13 protein-coding genes are annotated in these 12,276 nt (G+C 41.8%); 11 read left to right on the top strand and 2 right to left on the bottom strand.

Annotation, left to right across the window (positions count from 1 at the left end; translation table 11 throughout):
• The first annotated feature begins 43 nt into the window (after window positions 1–43).
• The gene (locus P1X15_RS04450) at window positions 44–709 is read left to right on the top strand and encodes a response regulator transcription factor (RefSeq protein WP_277336941.1); all 666 of its coding nucleotides are present in this window, start codon (window positions 44–46) and stop codon (window positions 707–709) included.
• Here P1X15_RS04450 and P1X15_RS04455 read toward each other — a convergent pair.
• Window positions 690–2,456 carry a sensor histidine kinase gene (locus P1X15_RS04455; RefSeq protein WP_277336942.1) on the bottom strand — a complete coding sequence of 589 codons (1,767 nt, stop codon included), beginning with the start codon at window positions 2,454–2,456 and terminating at the stop codon, window positions 690–692. The two genes, P1X15_RS04450 and P1X15_RS04455, sit on opposite strands and share 20 nt — an antisense overlap.
• 290 nt (window positions 2,457–2,746) lie before the next feature.
• Here P1X15_RS04455 and P1X15_RS04460 point away from each other — a divergent pair, with 290 nt between their 5' ends.
• The 7 genes from P1X15_RS04460 to P1X15_RS04490 all read left to right on the top strand — a co-directional run bounded on the left by P1X15_RS04460 (window position 2,747) and on the right by P1X15_RS04490 (window position 9,824).
• Window positions 2,747–3,775, top strand: a complete 1,029-nt coding sequence (locus P1X15_RS04460; protein ID WP_277336943.1) for a hypothetical protein — start codon at window positions 2,747–2,749, stop codon at window positions 3,773–3,775.
• Window positions 3,776–3,796: 21 nt separating this feature from the next.
• Window positions 3,797–4,771, top strand: coding sequence for a hypothetical protein (locus tag P1X15_RS04465; protein ID WP_277336944.1), 975 nt, complete (start codon window positions 3,797–3,799; stop codon window positions 4,769–4,771).
• A gap of 47 nt (window positions 4,772–4,818) precedes the next feature.
• Complete coding sequence (locus P1X15_RS04470; RefSeq protein WP_277336945.1) at window positions 4,819–5,910, top strand: hypothetical protein; 1,092 nt, start codon at window positions 4,819–4,821, stop codon at window positions 5,908–5,910.
• A 67-nt stretch (window positions 5,911–5,977) separates the two neighbouring features.
• On the top strand, window positions 5,978–6,862 hold the full coding sequence (locus P1X15_RS04475) for a hypothetical protein (protein ID WP_277336946.1): 885 nt from the start codon (window positions 5,978–5,980) through the stop codon (window positions 6,860–6,862).
• Window positions 6,863–6,975: 113 nt separating this feature from the next.
• Window positions 6,976–7,206 (top strand): hypothetical protein, encoded by a 231-nt coding sequence (locus P1X15_RS04480; RefSeq protein ID WP_277336947.1) that lies wholly within the window; start codon window positions 6,976–6,978, stop codon window positions 7,204–7,206.
• A gap of 40 nt (window positions 7,207–7,246) precedes the next feature.
• Window positions 7,247–8,380, top strand: coding sequence for a 5-(carboxyamino)imidazole ribonucleotide synthase (locus P1X15_RS04485; RefSeq protein WP_409049670.1), 1,134 nt, complete (start codon window positions 7,247–7,249; stop codon window positions 8,378–8,380).
• Between the two features lie 124 nt (window positions 8,381–8,504).
• Window positions 8,505–9,824 (top strand): NAD(P)/FAD-dependent oxidoreductase, encoded by a 1,320-nt coding sequence (locus tag P1X15_RS04490; RefSeq protein WP_277336948.1) that lies wholly within the window; start codon window positions 8,505–8,507, stop codon window positions 9,822–9,824.
• A 165-nt stretch (window positions 9,825–9,989) separates the two neighbouring features.
• On the opposite strand, the gene P1X15_RS04495 is transcribed toward P1X15_RS04490, so the two are convergent.
• Window positions 9,990–10,421 carry a hypothetical protein gene (locus P1X15_RS04495; protein WP_277336949.1) on the bottom strand — a complete coding sequence of 144 codons (432 nt, stop codon included), beginning with the start codon at window positions 10,419–10,421 and terminating at the stop codon, window positions 9,990–9,992.
• Between the two features lie 131 nt (window positions 10,422–10,552).
• On the opposite strand from P1X15_RS04495, the gene nadA reads away from it, so the two are divergent.
• From nadA to P1X15_RS04510, 3 genes are read left to right on the top strand one after another with little or no spacing between them, the layout of a single operon-like run.
• Window positions 10,553–11,551, top strand: a complete 999-nt coding sequence (nadA, locus tag P1X15_RS04500; RefSeq protein WP_277336950.1) for a quinolinate synthase NadA — start codon at window positions 10,553–10,555, stop codon at window positions 11,549–11,551.
• Window position 11,552: 1 nt separating this feature from the next.
• Complete coding sequence (locus tag P1X15_RS04505) at window positions 11,553–12,137, top strand: zeta toxin family protein (protein WP_277336951.1); 585 nt, start codon at window positions 11,553–11,555, stop codon at window positions 12,135–12,137.
• Window positions 12,124–12,267, top strand: coding sequence for a hypothetical protein (locus P1X15_RS04510; protein WP_277336952.1), 144 nt, complete (start codon window positions 12,124–12,126; stop codon window positions 12,265–12,267). Before P1X15_RS04505 ends, P1X15_RS04510 begins: the two co-directional genes overlap by 14 nt.
• Window positions 12,268–12,276 lie beyond the last annotated feature (9 nt).

Genomic DNA, 12,276 nt, shown 5'->3' on the forward strand with positions numbered 1-12,276 from the left:
CTTATTTTGTATGTAATTTTGGGCATATATAACTACTCAATTTGTGGAAAATATTAAAAAGACACTCAATACGGCGTCTTCTCATCGATTGTTTCCTGTCAGAGTTATACTTGCTGATGACCATCAGTTTGTGTTAGAGACTTTAGAGCTTTTAACGAATGGTATTTCACATTTGGAGGTAGTTAAAACTTGTAAAGAAGGTAGTGAAGTATTGTCTTTTTTGCGAGAAAACACGGCTGATCTGGTAATTGCAGATTTTAGGATGGAGGGAATGGATGGCATCAGCATGGCCCGAAACATCCAACAATTTTATCCTAATGTAAAAGTGATGATGCTTACGATGTCGGATGAGATAGACTCTCTTAGGCAAGCGGTGCAGGCTGGAGTGGTTGGGTATGTGCTCAAAAAAGTCGGAATCGAAGAACTCAAAGAAGCGATTGAAATTGTAATCAGTGGAGGTAAATATTTTGATCAAGAAAATTTGTATCGCCTATTGCAACAACCCATTTCTGGTGAGCCGCTTCTGACCAATCGTGAACTTGACATCATTCGACTCATTGCCCAAGAAGCTACTACATCCGAAATGGCTGATAGACTTTTTATTAGTGAAAAAACCGTCGAGACGCACCGTCGTAATATTATCAATAAACTAGGCGTAAAAAACTCGGTAGGAGTAGTGATGTATGCTGTTAAGCGGGGATTGGTATAGTTATTTCTATCTTGGTACCTGTTTCGTGATTTACCTCTAGTTTACCGTGCAGATTATGAGTTCTGGTTTCCACATTTTTCAATCCCATGCCATTGTGATTTTGTATCGTTGGCATACCCACACCATTATCTTTAATGAGGAGTTTTATTTCTTGTGAAGTAGCGCCCAAAATCAATTGAGCTTGAGAAGCATGAGCATGGCGTAAAATATTGGTAGTAAGCTCTAAGGCAATATTGTAAAGTTCAAACTCAATATTAGGCGAAAATCTAAGGGGTAAGTTCGGAACACTCAAAGTGAATCGGGTTCGACCGAGTTCGTTAAGGTCATTAGTTAATTTTTCTAAAGCGGCTATTAGCCCAGCAGACTCAAATTTGGTAGATATCAGATTGCGTGAGATGAGTCGAAGCTCAGTCAAAGATTCTGCCAAAGCTTGATCTACTGAGTCATATAGTTTGGCATTAGCAGGATTGAGAGCGTGTTTATCTATCATCTGAAATCGCCATCTTATACCCGTGATTTTGGAAACTAGATTATCATGTAAGTCAGAGGCCACACGCTTTCGTTCTTGCGTTTGTCCAAGCAAAAGAGCAGTTGATATTTCTGCATTTTTGGCTTCTAGTTCTTTCTTCGTTTTTCGAAGATTGTTGCTATACCAAACCAGCCCTCCCACAATCAAGAGCAGAATGGCAGCAGCTATTATGGCATAATTGAGGCGTTGCTGTTGGAGTTGGGCTTCTTTTTCTGCCGCAAATTGTTTACGTTCGGCGGCTAGTTTTTCTTCCATAAAAACCCCATTTTTAAGCAATGCCTCTTCTCGTAGGCTATCTTGCAAAGCATAACTCTCTTCTTTATAAATAAAGGCTTCTTGCCAGCGTCCTTGTTCTTTGAGGGTACGGTACAGGTAATCTAAAAATACACGCTTGAGTTCAGGCATTTTGAGGACTTGTAGTAAGTTAAGCCCCTTTTTAACCCACTCTTCCGCTTCTATAAATTTTTTGTTGTTGAGTAAGACGGGTACCAAACCATTCAAGATGATGATACTAAACCACTTATTATCTATTTTTTGTGCTATTTTAAAAGCAGATTCAAAGTGATTTATGGATTTGGGATAATCTCCGTAATAGTGGCAATATTTGCCCAGCACTTCATGAGCATACATGAGTTTTTCTTCGTCTTGTTGTACCTCTAAGGTTTGTAAATAAGCTTCACTAGCTTTAATGACTCGTAGGTTGGTGGCTTTGGTGAGAGGCTGGTCGGGTTCTGTAATTTTCAGATTATCTGGATAGTGAAAGTTGGATTGGGTACGGCCTTCAGTGGTTATGGCTTGGTAAAAGGCCGCTTTTTCTGACTTGCCGTCCAGATAGTTGGCAGATTCAAGAATGTACAAATCTTTGATGACCGATAGATACCAGTCCTTTTTGTTTAGTTTTTTGAATAATTCAGCTGCTTTATGAAACTCTTCCCGTCCGGCAGCTTTGTTGGTCAGCCGCACACGCGAATTGACCAAACTTTGGCCTTTGTAATAATACCCTTGGGCTATCAAGAAGGGAACTCCGGTGCTTTGGGCAAAGCGCAAAGCACCAGAGGCGAAGTAGTAACTAGAATCGGTATTGAAGTCGGGAGTTTCGCTATTGTATTTTTGAAATAGTTGTACGTAGGTGTCAAATCGTAAGGAATCAGTACCCGTTTGACCCCAAGCGTATGTACAGCATAGTATTGATAAAGACAGCAATAGAGCGTTTCTCATAGACCAGCAAAAATTGTGTTTTAAGTAACAGGCTAATTTTCACATTTCCAATACCGTTTGCTAAAATCAGGGAATTCCCTGAAGGAGAGACTCAGGGAATTCCCTAATGAAAAATCAAGGAAGATAGGTATTTCTATATGTTTTTGATTTTTAGAACTTTACGGCTGAAAATTGACAAGTTTTATGACAGTATAATGTGGGTAATATAGGTCAGGGAAAGGGGTAATTAGGCTGTGTCTTTTGGGTCGGTAGATGTTTTTTAATAAAGAGTTACTTTTCTTTAAATCGATATGAAAAAGAGCCTCATTTTTTGGACAGTACTAGGGGTATTTTCCTTACGTATCTTTGGACAAACGTCGAACAACCAAAGTTCTACTCTTTCGGAGAAGGAACTACAAGCGGCTCGCGACATCATGACTAAGTTTAATACTCAGCTTGAAGTAGAGCTTAAAAAACGGGCGGAGTATCCACAAATGCTCAAAGACATACAAGCACTCAAGGGAATAAAAGACCCAAATCTGAGTAAAAGTGCGGTCAAAGCGTATCAGAATACCTACAAAAAAACGCTAGACGAGTCAATCGCTAAAGCAGGGCTAGACATAAAGAAACTGCATACGTCGTTGGCGACAGTGCTAAAAATGGGTACTTGGACTTACAACGATTACAGCATTATTTATAACAAAATCGTACAAGGTACCTTAACGCCTATCGCTACTAGTTCCAGAACAGAAACCGTTGCGTTGACAGGCTTTACCGAAGCAGTTGAAAAACAACAACTAGGAGGAATAGCGAGTCATGCCTTTAGTTCAAATTCTCTTGTAAGTTTTGTGAGAGTGGAGCAAGGCGGAACCAATGAAATAAAAATAGCATTAGACAAAGATTTTAACCTACCCACTGACGCAAAGAAAATAACAATCAATGTAAAAGCGACAGTCGCTATTGATGCCTATTCTTACACGTTAGGGGCGTTTTCGTCAAGTTATACCCAAATCGTGTTTCACCCTTTTGGGCCTAAAGGACTCAATCATATTACTGCCGGGACCATCGCCCTTCCTAGTGCACCTTATACGAGGGTTATACATGTCTTTGGGGTCATTGGGTGGGTTTCACAAGATGGTTTTCAGGCCCCAATCAATGAATCCTATGTGGTAAAAAGACCTCTAAATTCAGGTGAAACTGCCAATCCCCTCATGAATCCTACAAGTATTGCTACAGGTTTTGCCATCCGTTCGCAGACAATAGTAGCTGGGATAGGTTCGCAGGCAGGTGCGCAAGCAAGCGTCAGCGATATTCGTATCGAAGCGTTATTAGAATACTAAATCACTAATAAATATACCTCTATGAAAGGGTTTGTATTTTGTATGTTAGCAATAGGGCTTTTTAACTACACCTCTGCATGGGCGCAAGACGACAAAGCTTCGCTGTCTGAGCAAGAGCAAAAAGCAATCGAAAATGTGATGAAGGCTTTTAACCAAAAATTAGAAGTTGCGCTTCTGAAACAGGATAAGTATCCACAGATGAAAAATGAGTTGGAAAAGATGAAAATGCTTAAAACAGCCAAAGAACGCTCGGCCGCCGTTGAAAAGTATCAAAACACTTACCGCTCGGTCATGGACGAGGCCATGACCCTAGCGCAGCTTTCTCGTAGTGGGTTGCAGCAAGCATTAGAAGCAGCGGCCCCACGCTATACTTTTAAGTTTTCAGCAAATTATACGATTGAAATGATTCTGAGGGCGACTAGAGGAAACCTGGCCTTGAGTGTTTGGCAGCCCCCCCCGCAAGTAACCGTTATAAATCTTGGTAAGTTTGAACGAATATTAAGTTATGACGGATACATAGCAGGACACCAAGAGATAACCTATACAGATAATTCGGCTAAATTAAAGGCCATGTCGGTTGGGGCGGGTATGTATAAAACAATGGTCATTTATCAAAAAAAATACGCTGTACCAGTTAATGTCCGAAAAGCAACCTTACATGTCAAAGCCAAATTGAAGGGTGACGCTTATGCCCTATGCATTGGAGGGTCTGTAAGTAGTGTTAGTTCAGGTTATTGCTCCATTGGTTCCAAAGGAGAAGCAAGTAGGATTAATTTGCTTTTTAAAGATATTTATGCTTCTCATTTGCTTGTTTTTGCATGGGTCGGTTATGAAGATGCAGAGCTTGAATTAGACGAAAGGATAGACTTGCCTCTTGGCAAAGAAGTAGAGATTAAATTTAATACATCTGCAAGCGCTACAGTAGCACTTTCTAGTTATGCAGAAGCCAATACCTCTATCAGTGAGATAAGTGCAGAAGTCTATTTAGAAAATTAAACTTAACCGCCATACCGTTTCTGTACCTTGCCGACATTGTTTAGCTTATGTATGCACGTATTATTTTTGTACTCATTGTGATGAGCTGTAGTGTTTGTGCACAGACCGAAATCCCTACACTCAACGCCGACAAACCGCTCGAATTTACCATTCCAACATCGGCGGCTTTTGACTTGCTCGGAGTGACACCCGCCCAAGTCACCAAGCCAGGCAATATCCGCGATTTTAAGGTGGATTGGTCGTTTGCATCATGGCGACTTAAACCCAACATCGCTATTCAGGCACAGCCGATTTGGGAAATATTTTATAATCGAGCCAACTTGCAAAAATACCAAGGAGCCACAAAATGGATGAAGTTGCTCTCTACCCTTGACGTATCGGCAGGTACTATTGAAGACGACAATCAATTGCGAAGGTTGGCCATAGCTGCTAAAATCACTCTATTCCGAAGCCATGATCCTATGGATGAACCTGATTTATTGCGAGGAGCTACCGAACGCTACTACGAACAACGACAGGAGTTGATTAATGTTCAACAGCGATTAAGTGATTCACTTCAAAGGCTTCCGACTACGTCCGAATACTTGGAAATTCGGATGACAGTGTTGCAACAAGCACAAGCTTTAGAGACTCAGTTGACGATGTTGGAAAAGCTGCAAAAACAGACAATCTCCACCTTAGCCAATACTTATTTAAAGGAACACTGGAATGCAAGTTTTCTGGATGTAGCTGTAGGAAAATCGTACAATTACCAAAAAGACCAGCTCGATAGTCTTAACCTTCAGCAAGATGGTGTGGCCGTGTGGGTCAACGGATGCTTGGGATTAGGGCGTAAATGGCTCATGACTGGTATGCTTCGTTTTACACAGGTTAATATACCGCACCGCCCCAATACTCAGGAACTACAGGGCGGACTTAGTATTAGGTACGGAAGTCCGAAGTTCAATTTCTTCGTAGAAGTCCTTAATCGTGATCGGCAGAATCTGTTTCGATTTCAATCCGTAACTATTGCGTATGGGGGTGATTGGCGTTTTGGTAAGAATGTTATGCTCAGCTATGGTGTACGGACGGTGTACGGACAGCGTTTTTCGTTTAAACAATTGGTTCCAGTGGCAAGTATTGCCTGTATGATGAGATGATTTTTAGATAACAATGCTTGCTAATCGTAGAAAATAAAATCCTCCACGAAAATTAATGGTTACCTCTATGAAATCTATCTTGTTTTTATGTAGCCTTTTATGCTATTGCTTTAACCTATGTGCACAAGAAGAACTGCTTTATTCTAAAGAGGGAAGTATAGGAATAGGAGCAGAAATGACAAGTGGTATGTATTCTGTGACAATGGAATTTCCAGTAGAGACCAATACCCCTTTGCGTGTCACTGCCAAACTCAATGTACCTAGTCGTTGTTTTTTTGAAGTGATTGATAATACAGGCTTCATGGTAGGAGGTGGGACAAGAACTTTTGAAAACCCCGCCGATCAATCATTACCAGCCCCGATTACGGTTCTAAATGTATCTTCGACTCCTTCGGCTGGTAAATTTGGGTGTGGAGTTGTTTGGCGAGTGAATATCAGATTTCCTGATATAAGAGTTGGAACAGACTCCAAAGTATTGGCAACACTCGAAGTCTTTGGAAACCCCACTCGTAAAAAAATTGTGTTTTCACCCACCATTTTGAAGATAAATTCAGCGCAAGAAGCCTCTGTCTCCCTTGCCAGTTTCCCGTCTATTTCAGGCAAGGTTAGTATTATGATAGGTTGGAATAGCGGTGAAAACTATCCAGAAAAAATCTTAATTTCTATGCCCAAAAGCAGTGAAATTAAACTTACGACTGCTCAAATACAACAATTAATAAGTGAAACACGGAGTACCGTTCCTACTAAACGTCCAACTTCGTCTGTTGAGATTCAGCCTAACAATAACTATTTTATATTCACATTTGATAAACCCAGCGGTGTCCAGACAGCTACGCTAAAAGTGATTACCACAACCAATAGTTTTTTTTCAATTGGTTTTAAAGGAATCTGGCACGTATGTCCTTTTAGTAGAGCAAATTTGATGGAGTTGATTTCATTATATAATCCTTAAATCATTTCTTTTTTTGATGGAAAGATTTGTCCCCCTCTAAAAGTCGGTTAACTTTTGGAGGGGGACAAATCTTTATTTTTATCTTTGCCCCAAACCAAAAATCAGAAACAACAATGAGTTTACAGAAATCATATCCTTATCTCTACCGCTGGGCAGAGACCTACGGAAGAGTGGAATTTGGACGGTTGGAAGAGGCGGAAGGAGTAGTAAGATGCATCGACGAAAGTGGGATTGTTTTTGCTTCTCCCAAAAAAGTCAAAGACCTTGATGCCGCGCTTAAAATGGCCGAAGATGCTATTTATGAATGGTTTGAAATCAACGACCCCGACGAATTGGATGATTGAAAAAGGGAGGAAAATAAAGTACTAACAAATCAATAATAACGTGTTTGATATTAAACAAAAAGTAGGTGTTTTGGGCGGAGGACAGCTTGGGCTGATGCTCTTGCAAGCTGCGGTTGACTGGAACTTGCACGTCAAAATCTTAGACGCTGCCGACGCACCATGCGCTGCCATTGCTCCCGAATTTGTAGAGGGTTCTTTACAAGATTACGAGGCTGTGTATCAGTTTGGACAAGACGTAGAAGTCCTCACAATTGAGATTGAAAAAGTAAACGTAGAGGCACTTGAAGCACTGGAAAAAGAAGGTAAAAAGGTATTTCCACAGCCTCATGTAATCCGACTGATTCAGGATAAGCGTACCCAAAAGCAGTTTTATCGTGACCACGGCTTACCTACTGCCGATTTTGTATTGACCCAAAATCGAGAAGATGTCAAAAACCACCTCGATTTTTTACCTGCTTTTCACAAATTAGGCCGCGACGGATATGACGGCAAAGGTGTGCAACGCATCGCCTCCGTCGAAGATATATCTAAGGCATTTGACGCGCCAGGCTTGTTGGAAAAAGCCGTAGATTTTGAAAAAGAGCTCGCAGTGATTGTGGCTAGAAATGAAAGAGGTGAAGTGGTTACTTTTCCCACGGTGGAGATGGTGTTTCATCCCGAAGCCAATTTGGTGGAGTACTTATTTGCCCCCGCCGAAATTTCGGATGAGATTGAAAAACAAGCCAAAGAATTAGCTATCCGCACCGCACAAGCCATCGGTATTGTAGGGCTTCTGGCGGTCGAGATGTTTTTGACCAAAGATGGGCAAGTGCTTATCAATGAAGTTGCCCCTCGTCCTCACAACAGCGGTCACCATACCATTAGAGCTAATTTTACGTCTCAATTTGAGCAGCATTGGCGTGCCATCCTTAATTTGTCTTTAGGGGATACTACAGCTTATACTCCTGCTGCAATGGTCAATCTGCTGGGAGAAGAAGGGCATACAGGAGCCGCCTATTATGAAGGTATGGAAGAAGTACTTGGAGTACATGGTATTTATCCTTTTTTGTACGGTAAAAAAATCACCAAACCATTCCGTAAAATGGGCCATATCACCGTCACTGATAGCACCTTGGAAGGTTTAAAACAAAAGGCGGATTGGGTCAAAAATGCTTTGAGAGTAATCTCAAAATAACGAACCAATAGGGTAAACGCAACGTTAGATAATTAGGACTTCCTGAGTTTACAACTATTGATTAAGGCTAAAATTTGGAAAGTCTCGTTTAGTATCTATGAAATATCACCATTAGCCATTAGATATGACACCCAATCTCCCAAAAACTGAACTTAAGCGCGTCGTAATCATAGGCGCGGGGTTTGGTGGGCTTATGCTTGCACGTAAGCTATCGCAACGTTCTGATTTACAGATTGTATTAATCGACAAAAATAATTACCACCAATTTCAGCCGCTTTTTTATCAAGTGGCCATGGCGGGCTTGGAGCCTAGCTCTATTTCTTTTCCACTTAGGAAGGTATTTCAATCCAAAAAAAATGTTCATATCCGAGTCACAGAGGTGTTGAAGATTGATACAACTGCCAATGTCATCGAAACCAAACTAGGCCCCGTCGAGTATGACTACTTGGTAATAGCTACTGGTGCAGATACCAATTTTTTTGGAATGAAAAATATGATGGAGAATGCCCTTCCGATGAAATCAGTGTCGGAAGCTTTGGCATTACGTAATCGGATGCTCCAAAATTTTGAAGATGCCCTCAGTGTCGAAACCGTCGAAGAGCGACATGGATTGATGAATGTGGTCATCGTAGGGGGCGGCCCTACGGGTGTGGAAGTAGCGGGTACCTTGGCCGAAATGAAACGGCACATTCTTCCGAAAGATTATCCAGAGCTCAACTTCGACTCCATGCAGATATATCTTTACGAATCTTCGCCCGAAGTACTGGAAGTAATGTCTGACCAATCTTCTAAAAAAGCCAAACAGTATCTGACAGATTTGGGCGTAAACTTGCGCTTAGGGGTAAGAATCATCGATTTTGATGGCAAGTATGCTACCACCAATACTGGTGACCGTATTCGTACCAACAACCTGATTTGGGCGGCAGGAGTGAAAGCCAATGGACTTGAAGGAATCCCGGCGGAAGTATATGGCCGTGGGGGACGTATCAAAGTCAATCGTTTTAATCAAGTCGAAGGTCTGCCCAATGTATTTGCCGTAGGGGATGTAGCTTTGATGACCGAAGAAAAATTTCCCAATGGTCACCCCCAATTAGCCCAACCTGCTATGCAACAGGGTGAATTGTTGGCCAAAAATCTAGTCCGAATCATCAAAGGCGAGGAGCCTAAGCCATTTGTGTATAAAGACTTAGGATCTATGGCTACCGTAGGCCGAAACTTGGCGGTCGTAGATTTGCCTTTCTGGAAGTTTCAAGGCTTTTTTGCTTGGCTTACTTGGATGTTTGTGCACTTGATTTCAATCGTTGGGGTCAAAAATCGACTGTTGATTTTTATCAACTGGCTTTGGAATTATATCACTTATGACCAGTCTTTGCGCCTGATTATCAAGCCCAAGATTTTGAAAGAAAAGGAGCCAACGCCCGTTTTAGAAAAAGAAATAGCTTAAAACAAAATCTGGGCTTTCTATCAATATTGACCCTCTTCGAGGCTATTTTTAGTGCATATAACCTGCTCTGGAAATAGCTTCGGAGATGCCCAACATAAGTTTTAGCCACAAATAGTGGGCTTCTACCTTGCATCCGCTCACCAATCTCCATGATGACTCACGTTTTTAGGCAAGACTGCGTATCCAATAGACCCCTACGGTAAATATTACGCCCCATATCACTCCCCAAAGTAGCATCTGACTGATGATGATAAAACGGGATACTTTGAAGGAAACAGCAATCAAAGTACCTCCAATGGGTGTAAAAAGGAGGGGGGTCAACAATGCAATCCCCGTTATGCCAGCTCTTTTCCAGACTTTGACCGCCATACGAGTACGCTTGCTAAAAAGACGCGGTTTCTGAGAACGATAGCGCGCGATTAGGTTCTGAATGGCTGTCCCTAAAAATACAAACAAAACGACGCTCAGCATCATGCCTATGATGGTACAGATAGTAGTTTCCCACCACTCTAATCCTAAAGCTACGCCCGTGACAGGCCCGGCAAAAAACTTCAACATGCTGGCTAAAATCACCGAACTATATTTGGCCCACGGCATTGTAGTTGGAATATTTTGTGAAATGATTGCTTAAAATGATTGCTTGTGGCACTACCACAAGCTAAAATCCCAAAGATACACTTAAATTCAAAAAACAATTTGTGTAAGTTTGAGCCAAATATCAGAAGCTAATGGAAATCCTTGAACAAGTACAAAAATACGGCTATGTGCGCGAAACGGTCGCACCCGAGATTGACCTCGTTGCCGAAATCAACCGCTTGCGGAAAGAAAAAAATGCCGTCATATTGGCTCACTACTACGTAGATGGTGCCATTCAAGACCTGGCAGATTATATTGGCGATAGCCTCGGGCTTTCGCAACAAGCCGCAAGTACGCCGGCGGATATGATTGTATTCTGTGGGGTTCACTTCATGGGTGAGACCGCCAAAATCCTCAGCCCTGAAAAAAAGGTGGTGATTCCTGACCTCAATGCAGGCTGCTCCCTGGCCGATTCGGCGCCTGCCGATAAATTTGCGGCTTTCAAAGCCCAATACCCCGACCACCTCGTGCTTTCTTACATTAACTGCTCAGCCGAAATCAAAGCACTTTCGGACATTATCGTGACTTCGTCGAATGCCGTAAAAATAGTAGAACAAATCCCTAAAGACCAGAAGCTTATCTTTGCGCCAGATGCCAATTTGGGGCGCTATGTGGCCAAAAAAACGGGTCGTGACATGGTACTTTGGGATGGTGCCTGTATCGTACACGTGGATATTTCGGAAGCAAAATTGAAAGCTTTGCGCGAAAAATACCCCAATGCTTTGCTTGTAGCCCACCCCGAATGTAAAGACAATATTTTGCTTCAAGCGGATTTTGTAGGCTCTACCACGGCTATTTTGAAGTTTGTGAGCGAAAGCCAACACGACGAGTTCATTGTGGCAACCGAAGCGGGGATTTTGCATAAAATGAAACAAGCGGCAGCCGGTACGGGCAAAAAAATCATCCCAGCACCAGCTACCGAAAACAATACCTGTGCTTGTAGCGAATGCCCGTACATGAAAATGAATACGGTCGAAAAACTCTACAATTCACTTTTGTACGAACAACCCGAAATCACCGTTCCTGAAGATATTCGCCTCAAAGCCTATGATTCGGTAATGCGAATGCTAGAAATGAGCAAAAATTTGTAGAATGCCTAGCTTGTATATCATTGCAGGCCCCAATGGAGCAGGAAAGACTACTGCGGTTAAAGTGCTTTTACCCGACGTTTTTCAAGTAAATACTTTCATTAATGCAGATTTAATAGCGGTGAAGCTAAATCCAAAATTTCCAGAATCTGTGGCGATGGAGGCAGGTCGGCAGATGTTAGTTGAAATCGAAAGGTGCTTAAATAATCGAGTAACTTTTGTAATAGAGACAACTCTTGCCACAAAATCATATGTCAACCTAGTGAAAAAGGGGCAAATAATGGGATACGAAGTAGTGTTGATTTATTTTTGGTTAGAAAGCCCTACTCACGCAATAGAACGAGTGGCACGACGTGTTAGACAGGGAGGCCACCACATTGCAAGTGAGGTGATCGTGCGTCGTTACTGGAGAGGGCTGAAAAATCTAATAAACCTATTTATTCCGTTGGTAGATAAATGGATCATCTTTGATAACTCTGATTATACGCAGGGGCATCCTTGGCGAATTGCAGAACGATTGCCCCAAGGCGATATGATTGTTGAAAACGCTGAACTTTGGCTAAAAATTAACAATAATGAAAATTCTTAAACGAGACCCTTTGTTTGAAAAGATAGAACAAGCGTTGTTAAAAGCTTATCATCATATCCCTGCGGAACTAGAAGCCGAAAAGAAGAAGAAAGCCGAGGCTCACTTACCGTCTAAAACTCAAACGAAGTAAATTTTGCAA

The sequence above is a fragment of the Runella sp. MFBS21 genome, from assembly GCF_029433105.1.
Lineage (GTDB): Bacteria > Bacteroidota > Bacteroidia > Cytophagales > Spirosomataceae > Runella.

Excerpts from the sequence above, each read along its gene's own strand:
- P1X15_RS04455 (WP_277336942.1), bottom strand. The coding sequence starts at position 2,456 with ATGAGAAACGCTCTATTGCTGTCTTTATCAATACTATGCTGTACATAC.
- P1X15_RS04460 (WP_277336943.1), top strand. The coding sequence starts at position 2,747 with ATGAAAAAGAGCCTCATTTTTTGGACAGTACTAGGGGTATTTTCCTTA.
- P1X15_RS04465 (WP_277336944.1), top strand. The coding sequence starts at position 3,797 with ATGAAAGGGTTTGTATTTTGTATGTTAGCAATAGGGCTTTTTAACTAC.
- P1X15_RS04470 (WP_277336945.1), top strand. The coding sequence starts at position 4,819 with ATGTATGCACGTATTATTTTTGTACTCATTGTGATGAGCTGTAGTGTT.
- P1X15_RS04475 (WP_277336946.1), top strand. The coding sequence starts at position 5,978 with ATGAAATCTATCTTGTTTTTATGTAGCCTTTTATGCTATTGCTTTAAC.
- P1X15_RS04480 (WP_277336947.1), top strand. The coding sequence starts at position 6,976 with ATGAGTTTACAGAAATCATATCCTTATCTCTACCGCTGGGCAGAGACC.
- P1X15_RS04490 (WP_277336948.1), top strand. The coding sequence starts at position 8,505 with ATGACACCCAATCTCCCAAAAACTGAACTTAAGCGCGTCGTAATCATA.
- P1X15_RS04495 (WP_277336949.1), bottom strand. The coding sequence starts at position 10,421 with ATGCCGTGGGCCAAATATAGTTCGGTGATTTTAGCCAGCATGTTGAAG.
- nadA (WP_277336950.1), top strand. The coding sequence starts at position 10,553 with ATGGAAATCCTTGAACAAGTACAAAAATACGGCTATGTGCGCGAAACG.
- P1X15_RS04505 (WP_277336951.1), top strand. The coding sequence starts at position 11,553 with ATGCCTAGCTTGTATATCATTGCAGGCCCCAATGGAGCAGGAAAGACT.
- P1X15_RS04510 (WP_277336952.1), top strand. The coding sequence starts at position 12,124 with ATGAAAATTCTTAAACGAGACCCTTTGTTTGAAAAGATAGAACAAGCG.